Origin of the sequence: Pseudomonas sp. Marseille-Q0931 (genome assembly GCF_940789645.1) — a bacterium.
Taxonomy (GTDB): domain Bacteria; phylum Pseudomonadota; class Gammaproteobacteria; order Pseudomonadales; family Pseudomonadaceae; genus Aquipseudomonas.
Window position 1 is genome coordinate 22,907 of the sequence record NZ_CALNWT010000021.1, and the last position, 17,642, is coordinate 40,548.

Here is a 17,642-nt window from a genome sequence, read left to right on the forward strand (position 1 = left end):
CAGATGACGCCTGCGCACGGGCCGAGACGATCAGCGGGCGAGACGATCAAACGCCTTGTCCAGACGCTGCTCTGCCTCGACCAGCTTCTGGCGATGCTCACCCATCCAGCCCTGATCGGCCTTCAAGGTTTTCTGCGCAGCCGCCAGCATGCGCTTGACCTCAGCCGGTTGCGGCCCCCCCGTGCCCTTGCGGGTTTCCACCATGGCGCGTGGCGACAGCGTAGCGCGGAACGCGGACTCGCTCAGTGGCAACTGCTGCTCCTGCCACTTATATTTCTGCGCCGCCTTGGCGAACAGCGCCTGGGCATCCGCGTATGGGAAGTTCTTCGGCAGCAAGCCTTCCTTACGCGCCTGCCCGACGATCATGGAGGCGAAACTGTGCCCTATGCGAAACGGCACCTTATGCTCACGTTCGAGGGTATCGGCCAGCTCCATCGACGTGGTCCAGTCGTTATCCAGTTCTTCCATGGCGCGCTCGGGATTGATCACCAGGGCATCGAGCACCGAGTCCAGACGCTTGAACATCTGCGTAGCCGACTCGAACAAACCGAGCTCGTCGAATGCGATCTTGTAGTCGGTCATGCCGGTGGTGACGTTATGCGCACGGATCGACGTGGCACCGGCCAGCCCGACGACGTTGGATGCCGACTCCCGGGTGCGCATCAGCAGGCCCGGGTTACGCTTCTGCGGCATGGCGCTGCTGGTATAGGTAGAGCCCTCCTCGAGCAGCAGCCAGGGTCGGGTTTGGTGATATTGGGTATGAATGTCGCCGATCAGCGCGCCCACACGAATCGCCGACGAGGATGCGATACCGGCAGCCTCCAGCGGGATATCGAAGGTCGAGACCTGGCTGGAGTCCAGCGAGTTCTCGCGTACACCATCGAAACCGAGCAAGCTCGCCAGGCGCTCTCGATTGAGCGGCCAGCCCGAGTTGGCCAACACCGCCGTGCCCATTGGGCTGAGATTGAGACGCCCGTAGAGTTCGTGAATACGCTGAGCGTCACGTTGGAAAGCCGCCTCGAACGCCAGCAGGTAGTGCGCGTAGCTGATCGGCATGGCCTGCACACCGTTGGTATAAGCGGGAATCAGCGTATCGACATTGTCGGCGGCGAGCTTCAGCAGACGCTCACGCACACTGTTGAGACCATCACTGAAATCCAGCACCTGAGCACGCAGCACTGCCAGGCGGTAGGTCGCGTACATGTCCTGCCGACTACGCCCGGAATGGATCAGCGACGCCTCTGGGCCGATCTTGTCGATCATGATTTTCTCGACCTGCAGCACGTCACTTGGACGCCTGCCATCGGGCTGCCCGGCCTGGTCGATGACATGCTGCACGCCGCTGGCGATACGCTTGCCCTGCGGCGCACTGACGATGCCTTCCTCGGTGAGCATGACGATGGAGGCCTTGTTGATGCGGTTCATCCAGGCGAACTGACTTTCGTAGGCGCCGCCTTTGAGCGCACGCTTGTCGGTGCTCGCACCGATCCTGGCGGCCTGTTCGGCGCACTCGGCGGTGCTGTTGCAGGAAACGTCGGCGGTGTTGGCAGCCTGGGTGGTCAGCGGCAGGAACAACGCGGCACTGATGGCCAACTGCAGCAGGGTCTTGTGGGTATTCATATGTAAGTCCTCGCGAAGGTACCGGGCCACTGCGGGCCCGGTATCGGGCATAAAAAGGGTCAGAGCAGCGGCAGGGTGTAGCTGAAGATCAGGCGGTTCTGATCGATGTCATTACCACCGTTGCTGCGGTAGGTGCCGTTACGCCATTTGACGCCGAAGTTCTTCAGCGGGCCGTTCTGCACGACATAGGCAATGTCGGTGTTGCGTTCCCATTCCTTGCCCTCGCGACCACCTGCGCGATCGAAGTTGTCGCCGCTGATGTAGCGCGTCATGAAGGTCAGGCCCGGCAGGCCCAGCGCGGCAAAATCGTAGTCGTAACGCACCTGCCAGGAGCGCTCCTCGGGGCTGGCGAAGTCCGCCGAGATCATCACGTAGTTGACCAAGAAGGAGTTGGTGCCTTCGATGTGCGGAAAGCCCGTATCGCCACTCATTTTCTGATAGGCGACACCGAGCGAGTGGCTGTTGAGGTTGTAGGTGAACTTGGCGCCGACGGCAGTGTTGTCGACATTGCTGTTGCCATCGTGAGTGGAGCGGGCATAGCGAATGTCGCTGTCGAAAGAGTGCCCATCCATGATCGGCAGGTGATGACGCACGTTGACGATGTGCTGCTTGTAGTTCTGCTCCAGGTGTCCGTAGTTGTAGGCAGTGCTTAGGTGCTTGGACCACTTGTAACTGGCCCCCGCGAAATTGAACTCATCGCTGGCCTGACCACCTCGAATGCCCTTGCCGGCGACCAGCATGTCATCACTGGCGCTGGAGTTGCGCAGGCTGTTCTTCGTCAGTTGACCGACGTCCAGCGTCAGCCCGTCGATTTCCCGTGACTGCAGCTGTGCGCCACGAAAAGTCTGCGGCAACAGGCGCGAATCGCTAGGCAGGACCGTCGGCAGTTTCGGAATCAACGTACCGACATGCAGCGTGCTCTTGGAGATACGCGCCTTGGCGGTGAAACCCAGCTGGCTGTAATCATCCGGTGCCTTGTCATCACCGACGGGCAGCAGACCGGTGCCCTGACGATCGGGGCCGGAGTCGAGCTTCAGGCCAAGCAGCCCCAGCGCATCGACACCGAAACCTATCGGCCCCTCGGTGAAACCGGACTGATAGTTGAGCAGAAATCCTTGTGCCCACTCGTCTCGCTTGGACTGACTGGCACCGTCCTGATGAAAGTCATGGTTCATGTAGAAATTGCGTAGCTCGAGCGAAGCTTTACTGTCTTCGAAGAAGGCGGCGTTGGCGACGGTGGGCAAGACAAGGGAGCTGCCCACGGCGAGAAGCGCGGGCAGGCGCGAGGTAGGTCGTATCATTTTCATGCCTCGATTCATTGTTTTTGTTAGCGGCCAGGCAACTGGCAAAGGGATGCTAAAGACAACAAATAGAGATTAAAAATATATAAATAGTATTGAATTGATATCTACAGAATATGACTTTCTTTCTTCACCTCAACCCTTGCGGGCGAGCGTCATCAGCGTTTCGCTCAACGCCTGCGCCGCGCTGGACAACTGATGCCCGGCCAGGTGCAGCAGACCGATCCGGCGCGACACCTGCGGCTCGATCAGCGGCAGGCAGCGGGCGCCCAGGTCCTCCATCTGCTGCCGGCATAGCTGTGGTACCGCGCTGACGCCGAGGCCTTCGGCGACCATGCGCCCGACCGTGACCAACTGATGACTCTCAAACGCCACCGGCAGCTTGCCGTGACTGGAGATCACGCTGTCTTCCAGCAGCAGGCGCACCGCCGAGGGTCGCTGCAGAGTGATAAAAGGCCGGTCGAGCAGATCCACCCAGCTCAAGGCCTCGCACCCGGCCAGCTCGCTATCTGCCGGCACCACCGCGACGAAGCGATCCTCGTACAGCGGCGTGAACTGCAAGCCGTCGAGGCTCAAAGGCTCGAATGCGATGCCCAGTTCGACGCGGCCGTCGCGCACCATCTCCATTACCTGTTCGTTGACCACATCGTGCACCGCCACGTTGACCCGTGGGTAGGCGTCGCGAAAGGCGCGCAGCGCCGCCGGCAGGCGATTACCGGCGAACGACGGCATGGCCGCCACCGCTACCTTGCCCATCTGCAGGGTGAAGTGCTGGCGCAGCAGGTCCTCGGCGTTGTCCCAGTCGGCCAGCAGGCGCACGGCGATGGGCAGCAACGTCTCGCCCTCGGGCGTCAGCGCCACGCTGCGGGTGGTGCGCACCAGCAACTGACCACCGAGCGATTGCTCCAGGTTCTTGATCGCCAGGCTCAGCGCCGGCTGCGACAGGTGCAGGCGCTCGCAGGCCTGGGCGAAGCTCAGGCTCTGTGCCACGGCAAGAAAGGCGCGCAGCTGCTTGACGGTCATTGATTTATTTACCTGATCAATCAAGAGAAAAAACAAACTTAACAAATAAGGCTACAGCGCAGAAGCTTGGCCTCACTCCTGATAACAACAAAAGAGGCAGCCTCGAATGAGCGGACTCGACAAACGCGTCGGCAGCTACGCAGAAGCCCTGGACGGCCTGCAGGACGGCATGACCGTGCTGGCCGGCGGTTTCGGCCTGTGTGGCATCCCCGAGAACCTGATCGCCGAGATCCGCCGTCGCGGCGTGCGCGATCTGACCGTGGTGTCCAACAATTGCGGCGTCGACGGTTTTGGCCTCGGCGTGCTGCTGGAAGACCGGCAGATCCGCAAGATGATCGCCTCCTATGTCGGCGAAAACGCACTGTTCGAGCAGCAACTGCTCTCCGGCGAACTGGAAGTCGAGCTCACCCCGCAGGGCACACTGGCCGAGAAGCTGCGCGCCGGCGGTGCCGGCATTCCTGCCTTCTTTACCGCCACCGGCTACGGCACCCCGGTCGCCGAAGGCAAGGAAGCGCGCGAGATCAACGGCCGCCACTACATCCTCGAACCGGCCATCACCGGCGACTTCGCCATCGTCAAAGGCTGGAAGGCCGACCACTTCGGCAACGTGGTCTACCGCCATACCGCGCAGAATTTCAACCCAGTGGTCGCCACTGCCGGGCGCATCACCGTGGTCGAGGTCGAGGAGATCGTCGAGCCCGGTGAACTCGACCCGACGCAGATTCACACGCCCGGCATCTATGTCGATCGGCTGATCTGCGGCAGCTTCGAGAAACGCATCGAAAAACGCACGCTGCGCGCCTGAGGAGAAAGACCATGGCTCTTACCCGTGAACAAATGGCCCAGCGCGTGGCCCGCGAGCTGCAGGACGGCTTCTACGTCAACCTCGGCATCGGCATCCCGACCCTGGTGGCCAACTACGTGCCCGAGGGTATGCAGGTGATGCTGCAGTCGGAAAACGGCCTGCTCGGCATGGGCGCCTTCCCCACCAAAGAGGAAGTGGACGCCGACATGATCAACGCCGGCAAGCAGACCGTCACCGCGATCAAGGGTGCGGCGATCTTCGACTCGTCGCAGTCCTTCGCCATGATCCGTGGCGGCCACGTCGATCTGACCGTGCTCGGCGCCTTCGAGGTGGACGTGCGCGGCAACATCGCCTCGTGGATGATCCCCGGCAAGCTGGTCAAGGGCATGGGCGGCGCCATGGACCTGGTGGCCGGCGCCGACAACATCATCGTCACCATGACCCATGCCTCCAAGGACGGTGAGTCCAAGCTGCTGGAGCATTGCAGCCTGCCGCTGACCGGCTGCGGCTGCATCCGCAAGGTGCTGACCGACCTGGCTTATCTGGAGATCGAAAACGGCGCCTTCATCCTGCGCGAACGCGCGCCAGGGGTGAGCGTCGAGGAAATCGTCGCCAAGACCGCCGGCAAGCTGATCGTCCCCGAACACGTGCCGGAAATGAGCTTCTAAAGTTGTCTACCGTTCTGTAGGCGCCACCACGCACGGCGCCTACGGAACGTTTTTTTGGCTATGTCCTACACCCTGTAGGAGCGGATTCATCCGCGAAGCTTTTTCCGCCCTACCGCGCACAGAGGATTCCCCATGCAAGACGTCGTCATCGTCGCCGCCACCCGCACCGCCATCGGCAGCTTCCAGGGCAGCCTGGCCGAGATTCCCGCGCCGGAGCTCGGCGCCATCGTCATCAAGCGCTTGCTCGAACAAACCGGCCTCGACGCCGCCCAGGTCGATGAAGTCATCCTCGGCCAGGTACTCACCGCCGGTAGCGGCCAGAACCCCGCACGCCAGGCCGCTATCCGCGCCGGCCTGCCGCATGCCGTGCCGGCTATGACCCTGAACAAGGTCTGCGGCTCGGGTCTCAAAGCTCTACACCTGGCTACCCAGGCCATTCGCTGTGGCGATGCCGAGGTGATCATCGCCGGCGGCATGGAGAACATGAGCCTGGCGCCCTACGTGCTGCCCAAGGCCCGCACCGGCCTGCGCATGGGCCACGCGCAGATGCTCGACAGCATGATCGTCGACGGCCTGTGGGATGCCTTCAACGACTTCCACATGGGCATTACCGCCGAGAACCTGGTGGAGAAATACGGCATCAGCCGTGAGGCGCAGGACGCCTTTGCTGCCGAATCGCAGCAGAAGGCCGTGGCCGCTATCGAAGCCGGTCGCTTCGACGCCGAGATTACCCCGGTGCTGATCCCGCAGCGTAAGGGTGACCCTGTCGCCTTCGCCCGTGACGAGCAACCGCGTGCCGGCACCACCGCCGAATCCCTGGCCAAGCTCAAACCTGCATTCAAGAAGGACGGCAGCGTCACCGCCGGTAACGCCTCCAGCCTCAACGACGGCGCCGCTGCCGTGCTGCTGATGAGCGCGGCCAAGGCGCACGAGCTGGGCCTGCCGGTGCTGGCGAAGATTGCCGGCTACGCCAACGCCGGCGTCGACCCGGCGATCATGGGCATCGCCCCGGTGTCGGCCACCCGTCGCTGCCTGGACAAGGCCGGCTGGAGCCTGGCCGATCTGGACCTGATCGAAGCCAACGAGGCCTTCGCCGCCCAGGCGCTGTCGGTCGGTCAGGAGCTGGGCTGGGATGCCGACAAGGTCAACGTCAACGGCGGCGCCATCGCCCTCGGTCATCCCATCGGCGCTTCGGGCTGCCGCGTGCTGGTGACCCTGCTGCACGAGATGATCCGCCGCGACGCCAAGAAGGGTCTGGCCACGCTGTGCATCGGCGGCGGCCAGGGTGTGGCGCTGGCCATCGAGCGCGCCTGAGCGCCAGACAATCGCCGCTGAAGCGCCTCCCACACTGCCCGTCTGGCTCCTGTGGGAGGGGCTTTAGCCGCGACGATTTATAAAGAGGTATGCCTGGACGCAATCCGGGGAAACCTGAAATGGACCTCCCGGATTTCATCCGGGCTACCACCACCCAGCTCGGTCTCGGCCGAGCTTTGTCATATCCACCGCAACACCCAGGCATAGCCAACTCTGAATGCCCGGTTAGCCCTTACACAACCATAAGAAAGAGGCGTCATCCATGTTCAACACCCTCACCCGCATGAGCGTGAGCCTGGTACAGAAGTACCTGCCGTCACCGTTCGTGTTCTCTGCGCTCCTGACCCTGGGCGTGCTGCTCGCCGGTATATTCTCCACCGGCCAGTCGTTGCCGGCCATGGTGCAACACTGGAGCGGCGGCTTCTGGACGCTGCTCGGCTTCGCCATGCAGATGGCGCTGATCTTCGTCACCGGCCATGCCCTGGCCAGCGCACCGCTCATCAACCGTCAGCTCGACCGCCTGGCCGGCATGGCGCGCACACCGGGTCAGGCGATCATCATGGTTACCCTGGTGGCGCTGGTCGGCTGCTGGGTCAACTGGGGCTTTGGCCTGGTGATCGGCGCTGTGTTCGCCCGCGCCCTGGCGCGCAAGGTCGATGGCGTCGACTACCCGCTGCTGGTGGCGTCGGCCTACTCGGGCTTCCTGGTCTGGCATGGCGGCCTCGCCGGTTCGGTGCCGCTCTCCCTGGCCACTGGCGGCCCGGACCTGGCGCGCATGACTGCCGGCGTACTGAGCGACCCGGTAAGCATCACCGAAACCCTGTTCAGCACCCTGAATCTGACCATCGTCGCCCTGCTGGTGATCGGCCTGCCACTGCTCAACCGCGCCATGCACCCGCGCCAGGGCGCCAAGGTCGCCGATGCCGCCAAACTGGTCGAGTCACGCGCCGAACTGCCGGCCCGTGAAACCCCGGCGCAACGCCTGGACGACAGCCGCATTCTCGGCTTGGCGCTGGTGGCCATGGCCGGTATCTACCTGTTCAACCACTTCGCCAGCAAGGGCTTCGTGCTCGGCCTGGACGTGGTCATCGCCATCTTCCTGTTCAGCGGCCTGCTGATGCACGGCACCCCGGAGCGCTACATGCGCGCAGTGGACGAGAGCGTGCGCGGCATCGGCGGCATCGTCCTGCTGTTCCCCTTCTACGCCGGGATCATGGGCATGATGATGGGCGCCAACGCCGACGGCATCTCCCTCGGCCGGCAGATCACCGAAGCGTTCATCTCCTGGTCCTCGGCCGACACCTTCCCGCTGCTGGCCTTCCTCAGCGCCGGTGTGGTCAACGTGTTCGTCCCGTCCGGTGGCGGCCAGTGGGCCGTGCAGGGCCCGATCATGCTGCCGGCTGCCCAGGCCCTGGGCGTCTCGCCCACCGTCACGGCCATGGCGATTGCCTGGGGCGACGCCTGGACCAACATGATCCAGCCGTTCTGGGCGCTGCCGCTGCTCGGCATCGTCGGCCTCGGCGCCCGCGACATCATGGGCTACTGCCTGATCATGCTGCTGTACTCGGGCGTGGTGATCTGCGGGGCGTTCTATCTGCTCGGCTGAATCCCCGCTCGCGATCACCGCACTGTGAGGCCTCGCGAGCTAGAGCGATGCAAGGCAGAGGCAGGCGAGCAAGCGGAGTGTACTTTTGTACATGAGCATTGTGAGCCTGCTTCTAACGCAGCAGCGCCGACGCGCAGCAGGCTGTGCCTAACTTAATCCCCCATCAGCCCCTGCGCCTTGGCCATCGCCACCGCCTGGGTGCGTCTTTGCACACCGAGCTTGACGTTGATCCGCCGTGCATGGGTCTTGACCGTGTGCAGCGAGATGAACAGGCGATCGGCGATTTCCTGATTGGAAAAACCCTGCGCGATCAATTGCAGCACGGCCAGCTCGCGCGAGCTGAGCAGGGCGGTTCCGGCGCTGGCGGGCTCGTCAAGGGCCGAAGCCGGCTCGAACAAGCGCTGATGCAGGCTTTGCCCAACCTCTCCCGGCAACATGCGTTCCAACCACTGCGGCTGACGCTGTTGCAACTCCTGCAATGGCCGCAGCAGACGCAGCTGTCGCGCCTCGCCAAGCGCCTGGTGAAGCAGCTCATCGGCCTGTTCGTCCTGACCCTGCACGAGCAGCGCCTCGGCCAGGCTGACCCGACATTCACAGGTCAGGCTGCGATGCCCGGCGAGCTGGCTTTCATCCAGTAACAGGCGCAACGCATGCTCGGCAGCCGCCTGATGACCGAGCAGCAGGTCGCTGATCGCCAGGCAGTGGCGCAAGCGCGGCAGCAGGTCGTAAAACTCGGAAGGGGCCAGTTGCTGGCGCTGCTGCAGTTGCTGCAGGGTCTGGGCGAACAACTCGCGCGCCCGCCCGGTCTGCCCCTGACGCAACAGCAGACGCCCTGCCTGCAATTGCAGCACGCAGCGGTAACGCACTTCCGGCACGTGCGACCACTGCATGACGCGCTCGGCCTTCTGCAGCCACTGGTGCGCCTCGTCGAGTTCCCCCCGACTCTCGGCCAGCTCCAGCAGCCCCAGGTAGCCGGAAATGATGTAGGCATCCTCGCAATGTTCGGCTTCCTGCAGCCCCTGGCGATACGCCTGCTGCGCCGCCTCGTCCAGGCCCTGGCGCGCCAGCAGGCTGGCCCGAACCAGCAACAGGCGGGCGACCACCGGGCTATGGTTGAAACGTTCGCGCAACAGCGCCAGCGACTGCTCGGCCAGCTGGGCCGCGCGCCCGGCCTCGCCACGCATCTGCAACAGCAGGCAGTGATCGGTATTGAGCAGGGCTTCGAAGATCAGACTGCCACGCAAGCGCGCCAGATGCAGGCCCTGATCCAGCGCCTGCTTGGCCTGCTCCAGCGCATGCTCGGCCATATGCTGCTGCGCCAGCGCCTGATAGCACAGCACACGTTGCGACCAACTGCCCTCATCCAGCATCTGCAGGGCCTCCTGACAGTGCAGCCGAGCATCACGGCGGCCGCACTGCCGCGCCAGTACGCCCATCAATGCCTGCCAGTGCGCGATCAGTTTGCGCTGACGCTGCGCATCGGGTTGCGGCATGAAATGCGCCAACCCCTGAATGCAGGCACTGGCGTCGTCGAAACGGGCGCAGATGATCAAGGCCCAAGCCTGTAGCACGATCAGCCGCGGCGAACTGGCGAACAACCAATCCGGCAGCTCTTCGCGCCATTGCAGCAGTTGCGCCACCGAATGCCCCTGCAGCAACTGCTCCTGGTCGAAACGCTGCAGATAGTTGACCGCAACCTCGACCTGCCCGGCCTGCAGAGCATGTTCGACGGCCTCACGAATCTCACCGTGCTGAGCGAACCATTGGCAGGCGCGCACATGGATCGAGGCTGGCAACGGAGCACCCGGCAGGCGCCACAGCACCTCGGCCAGAGGACGCCACAGACGGAACCAGGTACCGCTGCTGTCCAGGCTGCGCACGAATAACTGACGCCGTTGCAATTCGCTCAGCAACAAGGCACCGCGGCCTTCGAGCAGGTGCTCGCACAGCGACCGGGAAAAGCGTGGCAGCAGGGCCAGCGCATGCAGGTCGCTGCGCAGTTCATCGTCAAGATCGTCCAGCACCTCCCGCTGCACGTAGTCACAAAGCACCGGGCAGCCATCCTGCAGACGTTGACGCAGCGCGTCTTCACCGGCATCGAGCAGCAGCAGACGAATCGCCGCCAGCCAGCCTTCACTGCGCGCGAGCAGCGCCTGACGGAGATCATCGACCAACTCGATCTGCAGCGTGGCCAACAATTCGCTCAGCCCCGCCTCATCCAGCGCCAGCTCTTCGCCCTTGAGTTCCAGCAAATCGCCCTGCAGCAGCAGACGCGGCAGGTTCCAGGCTGGCGTACGGCGGCTGGCGACCCACCAGGTGACTTGCGCCGGCGCTGCAGCGAACAACCGATCGAGGCAGGCATCGAGCGCCTCGTCGGCCTGCCGCGGATAGTCGTCGATAAAGATCCACAAGCGCCCCGCGCGCGCATGCAGCCGTTCGATCAGTTCTGCTTCACCGGTATCCTCGCCCGGCAGCTGCATGGCTGCCGCCAGTCGCTTGCACAGCTGCGCCGGGCTCAGGCTGCGCCCGGCAAGATCGAGCCAGACCCGCTCGATGGCGGCGGGCGTGTGTCGCGCGCACTGGCCCAGCAGCACGCTCTTGCCGGTGCCGGCGGGCGCACACAGCAGGCGCAAACGCGCCTGACTGGCGAGCAGACGTTGCAGCAGGGCGGGACGGGAAACGACGCACGGTGGCAGCCGCGGTAGATCGACAGGTTGCACTTGCAGCGCGCTCGTGCGGGCGATGGCGAGGGTCGGCATGGCAGCGGTTCTCTCTGCTTGTCATTGTTGAACCACCCGACGATGGTACGCCGCTCACCAGGCACGACTACCCCCTGGCGCTTATGGTGCGAAATTCACGAGAAAGAGGCAGGCACAAAAAAGCCGGCGACGCGCGAGGCGACACCGGCTTGCTTGGAGCGACCCGGTCAGCGCACGCCAGCGTTACGCAGTGCAGCCGGGGTGAAGTCCTTGGCCGAGGCTTTGGTGCCGTACTGCACCGCCGTCTTCTCCTCATTGGCCATGCCGATCGCGATATAGCGTCCGGCGATCACGTCATACAGCGCTTCGAGCGCGTATACCGGCACCTTCTTGTCGTACTGCTGGAACAGCAGCGCCTCACCGACACGCCACATCTGACCGCGGCCGTCGTAATGCTCGGACAGGGCGATCTGCCAGGAATCCTCATCCACGTAGAAGCGCCGCTTGGCGTAGATGTTGCGCTCGCCGCTCTTCAGCGTGGCCTCGATTTCCCAGACGCGGTGCAACTCGTAACGGGCCAGATCCTGGTTGATATGGCCAGCCTTGAGAATGTCGCTGTACTTCACCTGCGGCGAGGCCAGGCGGTAGTTGTTGTACGGGATGAACGCCTCGCGCTTGCCCACCAGCTTCCAGTCGTAACGATCCGGGGCGCCGCTGAACATGTCGAAGTTGTCGGTGGTGCGCAGACCATCGGCGGCAGTCCCCGGACCGTCGTACGCCACCTGCGGGGCACGCCGCACGCGACGCTGGCCGGCGTTGTAGATCCAGGCCATGCGCGGCTCGCGCACCTGATCCAACGAATCGTGCACCAGCAGCACGTTGCCCGCCAGGCGCGGCGGCGCGGTGACCCGCTGCTTGAACAGCAGCAGGGTGTTTTCCGCCTTGGCCGGGTCGATATCGGGAATGTTGTCCGGGAAGGCGACCTCATCCTCGAAGTTGACCAGCGTGTAGGAGCCATTGGCCTGTGGCGATGCCTGGACGATGCTGCGGCGCAGGTTACCGCCGCGATAGCGAGTGATGTGGTTCCACACCACTTCCAGGCCGTTCTGCGGAATCGGGAACGCGTAGTAACGGCTCTGACCGAAGTTGGTCAATCCGTTGCCGCCTTCCACCAACCCGGTGTTCAGCGCACTGGTCTTGGCCGCGGCATAGATGTTGTCCGGCACTGCGGCGCTGCGGTGGGTCGGGTATACCGCCATGCGGTAGCTTTCCGGATAGCGCTGGAACATCGCCAGTTGCCCCGCAGTGAGGCGGTCACGGTACTGGTCCAGGTTCTGCGCGGTGATGGTGAACAGCGGCTGCTCGTTGGCGAACGGGTCACTGAGAAAACCACGCGCATCGACCTGACCGGCATCGCTGGCCAGGCCGCCCGTCCAGGCCGGGATGGTGCCGGCAGCATTGCCGGCCATCTCTGCACCCAGCGGGGTCAGGCTGTTACCGAGCTTGGCCGCTTCCTGTTCGCCGACCGCGGCCAGCACACCGCTGGCCAGCAGGCTCAGGGAAAGTGCGCCGAGCATCTTCAGGGTTGTATTCATCTGCATTCCTCAACTGATCCTGATGGCCTAGAAGCTCACGCCGAAGCTGAGCGCCAGGAAGTCGCGGTCGATCGCGACGTTGTAATCGCCGCCGAAGAAGTCGGTGTACGACAGGCTGGCGGTGTAGGTATTGCGGTAGTCGGCGTCGATGCCGAAGCTGATGGCCTTGGCGCCCTCGTTGAACAGGCCGTTGGGGCCGTAGCCGTCGACATCGTGCGACCAGGAGATATTCGGCTTGAGGTTGACCCCGGCGAACACGTTGCTGTACTCCCAGATGCCGCGCACGCGGTAGCCCCAGGAGGTGCTGGTAGTGAAGCCGTCGGTGTCGCCGTTGAAGCCGTAGGCACCGAACAGCGAATCACGGCCATAGCGCAGGTCTTCGCGGCTTTCCAGCCCACCGACGTGGGCCACGCCGACCTCGCCGACCAGGGTGAAGCGTCCCGCGCCCATCACCTGATCGAAGAAGTGGGTGAAGCTGGTCTGCAGCTGGGTGACTTCCTTGCGCCGATAGCCGACGTTGTCCTGGCCCGGCCCTGCCGCGACCGGCGAGGTGCCGGGGGCGATCGGGTTGAGCAGGCTCAGGGTCATGTCGGTGGTGTTGATCTGCAGCGGCAGGTTCGGCCGGTAGCTGATTTCGCCCGCCCAGGCCGTGCCGGTGGGCAGCGTGGTGGAGAAACTCAGGCCGTAGAGGCGGATGTCCTCGGGGTACTCCAGGTAATAGCGGCCATTGCCGAGCATCACGCTCTGCGCCAGACCGGCGCCGCTGCCCGGCGCGATGCCGTTAGCGGTGCCGATGATCCCCGGCAGCGCCGCCAGCGTGGCCAGGCCGGCGTTCTGCGTGCTGACGATGGGCGTACGGCTGTGGTAGTTCATGAAGTAAGCGCCGTACTCGGTCTCGTCACCCAGCCAGCGCAAGGCCACGCCCCATTGGCCCTGGTCACGCGCATCACGATCACCGGCGCGTGGCAGGATCACCCCTTCGCTGTCGACGCGGAAGCCCTGACCGAACGCGGCGGCGACCGGCTGCAGCGGTGCGATGGCCGGCGAGCCGATGTGGTAGCCGCTGTCGCAGCCATCGGCGGCCACGTCGGCGGTGGAGAAGAAGGTGCCGCAGTTATCGAGGATGGTCTGGTCCCACTCCAGCTGGTAGAAGGCCTCCATGCTCAGGCGGTCGCTGAGGCTCTGCGATACGTAGAGCATGTTCACCGGGATCAGGCCTTCCTTAATCTCCGCACCGGGACGGCGGAAGGCCGCGACGTCGATGGGGTTGATCGAGTTGATGCTGTTGCCGATGAAGGTGCTCTCGCCCCAGCTCACCACCTGCTTGCCGACCCGCACGGTGCCCGGCAGATCGCCGACGGCGTAGTTGTGGTAGAGAAAGGCATCGAGGATTTCCGCGCCCGAGGACTTGGCGCCCTCCTTGCGGTTGCTGTCGTCGATGTCCTTGAACAGGCGGCTCTCGTCCTTCAGCTCGAAGTCGTACCAGTACTTGCCGCGCACGAAAACGCCGGTGTCGCGGTAGCGCAGCTCGAGATCGTGGATGCCCTTGAAGATCTTCGAGAAGGTCTCGCCCTTCTTGAAGTTCAGGCGGCCGTCGTCGCCGGTCTGCGCCTGACCCTGGCCACCATTGTTGGGGCCGATCAGATCGCGATCCGGGCTGCGCATCGACCAGCTGGCACCGACCGACAGCGCACTGTCGAACTGCCCTTCGATCTCACCGATGTTGAAATTGACGGCCTGTGCCGGAGCGGCGAAACCGACGGCGACGGCCAAAGCCAAGGTGTGCGGCTGGAATAGTCCGGGCCCTGTTGTTGTTGTCATGCGGGTCTCCTAGGTATTGGGTACTGCAGCGCCAACCCTAGGCGGGGAACAGGCCCCGGATAAGCGCACCAAGGAGGGATTTCGCCTGTCGCCCGAAAGGATGAACGGCGCCCTGAGACGGGCGCACGCGGGCCGACCTCAGCTTGCTGAATGACGGACCATCAGGCGGGTGGGGAACTATTTGCAGGCAGGCACCGAAAGGCGCTGTCAGAGGACGACGCGAATGGCGTCCTGGAGAAGGGGCAGAGCCTGGGGCCAGGCTCTGCCAGGTCGATCAGTTGCCGCTGGCTGCCAGTTCGCGCAACAGCACCTCGTGGAACAGCGCCGGCGCTTCCACCTGCGGCGAGTGGCCCAGTTCCGGCCATTCCACGAGTTTCGCCTCAGGGATCGCTTCGGCGGTCTTGCGCCCCAGCTCCGGGTAGTTGCCGAGACGCTTGGCGACGTCCTCTGGCGCACGGTTGGCGCCTGGGGCGGTGCGATCCTTGCCACCGATCAGCAGCAGGGTTGGCGCCTTGATGTTGGCGAACTCGTGCACCACCGGCTGAGTGAAGAGCATCTCCGCCGTCTGCGCCTGGTTCCAGGCGACGATTTCCTTGCCTGGCCCGCTGTACATGCCGTTAAGCATGTCGACCCAGCGGTCGTACTCGGGCTTCCACACGCCGTTGTAGTAGAACTTCAGCTGGTAGTTCTTGATGCCCTCGTAGGAGGTTTTCAGCTCGCCCTGGTAGAGCTGGTCGACGGTCACATAGGGCACGCCCTCGGCCTGCCAGTCCTCCAGGCCGATGGGGTTGACCAGCACTAGTTTCTCCACCCGCTCGGCATGCGCCAGCGCGTAGCGTGCGGCCAGCATGCCGCCCATGGAATGGCCGATCACCGTGGCCTTCTCCACGCCCAAGGACTCCAGCAGCGCATCGGTGTTGCTGGCCAGCTGGCCGAAGCTGAACTGATAGCCGCGCGGCTTGCTCGAGCTGCAAAAGCCGATCTGGTCCGGCGCGATCACGCGGTAGCCAGCATCCGCCAGCTCCTTGATGGTCGCTTCCCAGGTTGCACCGCAGAAGTTCTTGCCATGCAGCAGCACCGCCGTGCGGCCATTGGCCTTGCCGGCTGGCTTCACATCCATGTAGCCCATCGACAGCTCCTGCTGCTGCGAACTGAACGCGAAGCGCTGGATCGGGTGGGGATACTCGAAGCCCTCCAGTTGCGGGCCATATTCGGTCTGCGGCGCAGCCTGAAGCATGGAAAGTGGAAGGAGGCTGGCGGAAAGTGTCGCGGTGAGCAGGGTTTTCTTCACGGGCGCATTCCTGTGTCTGATGAGTGCATGCTCGCTACGACCAGGCGCAGGCATGCAGGGGCTAGCGAATATAGCAACCGCCCCCGCTCATCAAGGCTGCAATGCTTTGCCGAATGTGACTGAAACACGCTAGATAGAGCCCTCAGGCATCGACGGGTGGTTCAGGCGCTCAGCGCCAGCGATCCAGCAGATTCACCGCCAGGCGATCCAGCCAGCCCCACAGACGTTGTTGCGCGCGGCGCCACCAGGGGCGCTGGCGCCAGTCATCGAGGGTGATCTCGCGGCTGTTGGCGAAATCCTCGATGAAGCTGGCCGCCACCGCCTGGGTGAAGTCCGGGTCCAGGGCTTCGACGTTGGCGTCGAGGTTGAAGCGCAGGTTCCAGTGATCGAAGTTGCACGAGCCGACGCTGACCCAGTCGTCCACCAGCACCATCTTCAGGTGCAGAAAGCTGGGCTGGTACTCGAAGATGCGCACACCGGCCTTGAGCAGCCTGGGATAGTAGCGCTGGCCGGCAAAACGCACTGGCGGGTGATCGGTGTTGCGCCCGGCCAGCAGCAGGCGTACCTCGACACCGCGCGCCGCGGCGCGGCGCAGGGCACGGCGGATTTTCCAGGTGGGCAGGAAGTACGGCGTGGCCAGCCACACGCGCCGCCTGGCGCCTCTCAGCGCACGCAACAGCGAGAGCAGAATGTCGCGGTGCTGCGCCGCGTCGGCGTAGGCCACGCGCCCGAGACCAACGCCGGCCGGCGGGCATTCCGGCAGGCTCAGCGGGATCGGCTGATGGCTCGGGCGCCAGGAAAATCGTGCCCGCCACAGCCGCTCGAACAACTGCTGCCAGTCGCCCACTAGCGGCCCTTCGATTTCCACCATGGCTTCGTGCCAGGGGCTGCGGGCTTCGTCCGGCAGCCAGAACTCATCGGTGGAGCCGGTACCGCCGACGTAGGCCAGGCACTGATCCACCAGCAGCAGCTTGCGGTGATCGCGGTGAAAGTTGCGGATGCCACGCCGCCAGCGCACCGGGTTGTACCAGCGCAGCTGTATGCCGGCGGCCTGCATGCGCTCGCGCAGCGCGGCGCCCAGCTTGGCCGCGCCGAAGGCATCGAACAGGCCGCGCACCGTCACCCCGCGCTCGGCCGCTCGGCACAGGGCATCGACCAGGCGCTCGCTGCAGCGGCCGTCTTCGATCAGGTAAAGCTCGATCTCCACCTGCTGCCGGGCACCCTCGATGGCTGCCAGCATGCGCGGGAAGAACGCCGGACCGTCCAACAGCAATTCGAAGCGATTGCCACCGCGCCAGGGAAAGATGCGGCCGCGCTTGTGCACGCTCACCGCGCCGTGAAGATCAGCACGGCGCCCACCGGCACCGACAGGCTGATGGCCGGCAGATCGGCGATCTTGCGCAGCGCCTCGATGCCGCTGGCCAGGGCGAAGTCTTCGGCGTGCAGCACCAGCGGCGCCAGGGTCACCACCTGGAAGCGGCGATCATCGAGGCGGGTGACCAGCAGCTCGCTGTCCAGCTCGCGGGTGCGCTCGTTGAGGGTCAGTTGCAGGGGCAGGCGCAGCTCCAGTTGCGCGCCGGGCGCCAGGTCGGTGAGTTGCGGCAGGTCGACCTGGGCACTGATGCGTGCCTCAGGCAAACGCGAGGTGTCGAACAACATGGCACGCAGACGCTCGTCGCGCAGCGGGATGCCGGTGCTCAGCGAATCCAGGTCCACGCGCAGGCGCGCGCGTCCATCGGCGGCGATCTGCCCGTGCAGTGTGAGGAAGCGATGCACCTCCGACTGGCTGCCGGAATGGGTGGAGATGAACGACAGCCGCGAGGACTCGTTGTCCAGGTACCAGTCGGCGTGAACGGGCAAGGCGACAGCCAGCAGCAGGGCAGGAAGCGAACGGCGCAT

General features: G+C 64.4%; 13 protein-coding genes. 4 read left to right on the forward strand and 9 right to left on the reverse strand.

Annotated features, from left to right (window positions below; genetic code table 11):
• Positions 1–30 precede the first annotated feature (30 nt).
• The 3 genes from P3C50_RS23515 to P3C50_RS23525 all read right to left on the reverse strand — a co-directional run bounded on the left by P3C50_RS23515 (position 31) and on the right by P3C50_RS23525 (position 3,944).
• A complete protein-coding gene (locus P3C50_RS23515; protein WP_275547810.1) occupies positions 31–1,620 on the reverse strand; it encodes an argininosuccinate lyase in 1,590 nt (529 codons plus the stop codon).
• Positions 1,621–1,679: 59 nt separating this feature from the next.
• On the reverse strand, positions 1,680–2,921 hold the full coding sequence (locus P3C50_RS23520) for an OprD family porin (protein ID WP_275547835.1): 1,242 nt from the start codon (positions 2,919–2,921) through the stop codon (positions 1,680–1,682).
• A 135-nt stretch (positions 2,922–3,056) separates the two neighbouring features.
• Entirely contained in the window at positions 3,057–3,944 is an 888-nt protein-coding gene (locus P3C50_RS23525) for a LysR family transcriptional regulator (protein ID WP_275547811.1), read from the reverse strand.
• Positions 3,945–4,050: 106 nt separating this feature from the next.
• On the opposite strand from P3C50_RS23525, the gene P3C50_RS23530 reads away from it, so the two are divergent.
• From P3C50_RS23530 to P3C50_RS23545, 4 genes are all read left to right on the forward strand, one after another.
• Entirely contained in the window at positions 4,051–4,749 is a 699-nt protein-coding gene (locus tag P3C50_RS23530) for a CoA transferase subunit A (RefSeq protein ID WP_074859308.1), read from the forward strand.
• Between the two features lie 11 nt (positions 4,750–4,760).
• Positions 4,761–5,417, forward strand: a complete 657-nt coding sequence (locus tag P3C50_RS23535) for a CoA transferase subunit B (RefSeq protein WP_275547812.1) — start codon at positions 4,761–4,763, stop codon at positions 5,415–5,417.
• A gap of 132 nt (positions 5,418–5,549) precedes the next feature.
• Entirely contained in the window at positions 5,550–6,731 is a 1,182-nt protein-coding gene (locus tag P3C50_RS23540; protein WP_275547813.1) for an acetyl-CoA C-acetyltransferase, read from the forward strand.
• Positions 6,732–6,993: 262 nt separating this feature from the next.
• Positions 6,994–8,337 (forward strand): short-chain fatty acid transporter, encoded by a 1,344-nt coding sequence (locus P3C50_RS23545; RefSeq protein WP_197854948.1) that lies wholly within the window; start codon positions 6,994–6,996, stop codon positions 8,335–8,337.
• A 152-nt stretch (positions 8,338–8,489) separates the two neighbouring features.
• On the opposite strand, the gene P3C50_RS23550 is transcribed toward P3C50_RS23545, so the two are convergent.
• From P3C50_RS23550 to P3C50_RS23575, 6 genes are all read right to left on the reverse strand, one after another.
• Positions 8,490–11,096, reverse strand: a complete 2,607-nt coding sequence (locus tag P3C50_RS23550) for a LuxR C-terminal-related transcriptional regulator (RefSeq protein WP_275547814.1) — start codon at positions 11,094–11,096, stop codon at positions 8,490–8,492.
• Positions 11,097–11,263: 167 nt separating this feature from the next.
• Positions 11,264–12,631 carry a DUF1329 domain-containing protein gene (locus tag P3C50_RS23555; RefSeq protein WP_197854946.1) on the reverse strand — a complete coding sequence of 456 codons (1,368 nt, stop codon included), beginning with the start codon at positions 12,629–12,631 and terminating at the stop codon, positions 11,264–11,266.
• Between the two features lie 27 nt (positions 12,632–12,658).
• On the reverse strand, positions 12,659–14,452 hold the full coding sequence (locus tag P3C50_RS23560) for a DUF1302 domain-containing protein (RefSeq protein WP_275547815.1): 1,794 nt from the start codon (positions 14,450–14,452) through the stop codon (positions 12,659–12,661).
• Between the two features lie 274 nt (positions 14,453–14,726).
• Positions 14,727–15,689, reverse strand: coding sequence for an alpha/beta fold hydrolase (locus tag P3C50_RS23565; protein WP_275547836.1), 963 nt, complete (start codon positions 15,687–15,689; stop codon positions 14,727–14,729).
• Between the two features lie 223 nt (positions 15,690–15,912).
• On the reverse strand, positions 15,913–17,067 hold the full coding sequence (locus tag P3C50_RS23570; protein ID WP_275547816.1) for a phospholipase D-like domain-containing protein: 1,155 nt from the start codon (positions 17,065–17,067) through the stop codon (positions 15,913–15,915).
• Positions 17,068–17,069: 2 nt separating this feature from the next.
• A complete protein-coding gene (locus P3C50_RS23575; protein WP_275547817.1) occupies positions 17,070–17,642 on the reverse strand; it encodes a YceI family protein in 573 nt (190 codons plus the stop codon).

Coding starts and splice junctions, on each gene's coding strand:
- P3C50_RS23515 (WP_275547810.1), bottom strand. CDS start 1,620: ATGAATACCCACAAGACCCTGCTGCAGTTGGCCATCAGTGCCGCGTTG.
- P3C50_RS23520 (WP_275547835.1), bottom strand. CDS start 2,921: ATGATACGACCTACCTCGCGCCTGCCCGCGCTTCTCGCCGTGGGCAGC.
- P3C50_RS23525 (WP_275547811.1), bottom strand. CDS start 3,944: ATGACCGTCAAGCAGCTGCGCGCCTTTCTTGCCGTGGCACAGAGCCTG.
- P3C50_RS23530 (WP_074859308.1), top strand. CDS start 4,051: ATGAGCGGACTCGACAAACGCGTCGGCAGCTACGCAGAAGCCCTGGAC.
- P3C50_RS23535 (WP_275547812.1), top strand. CDS start 4,761: ATGGCTCTTACCCGTGAACAAATGGCCCAGCGCGTGGCCCGCGAGCTG.
- P3C50_RS23540 (WP_275547813.1), top strand. CDS start 5,550: ATGCAAGACGTCGTCATCGTCGCCGCCACCCGCACCGCCATCGGCAGC.
- P3C50_RS23545 (WP_197854948.1), top strand. CDS start 6,994: ATGTTCAACACCCTCACCCGCATGAGCGTGAGCCTGGTACAGAAGTAC.
- P3C50_RS23550 (WP_275547814.1), bottom strand. CDS start 11,096: ATGCCGACCCTCGCCATCGCCCGCACGAGCGCGCTGCAAGTGCAACCT.
- P3C50_RS23555 (WP_197854946.1), bottom strand. CDS start 12,631: ATGAATACAACCCTGAAGATGCTCGGCGCACTTTCCCTGAGCCTGCTG.
- P3C50_RS23560 (WP_275547815.1), bottom strand. CDS start 14,452: ATGACAACAACAACAGGGCCCGGACTATTCCAGCCGCACACCTTGGCT.
- P3C50_RS23565 (WP_275547836.1), bottom strand. CDS start 15,689: ATGCTTCAGGCTGCGCCGCAGACCGAATATGGCCCGCAACTGGAGGGC.
- P3C50_RS23575 (WP_275547817.1), bottom strand. CDS start 17,642: ATGCGCCGTTCGCTTCCTGCCCTGCTGCTGGCTGTCGCCTTGCCCGTT.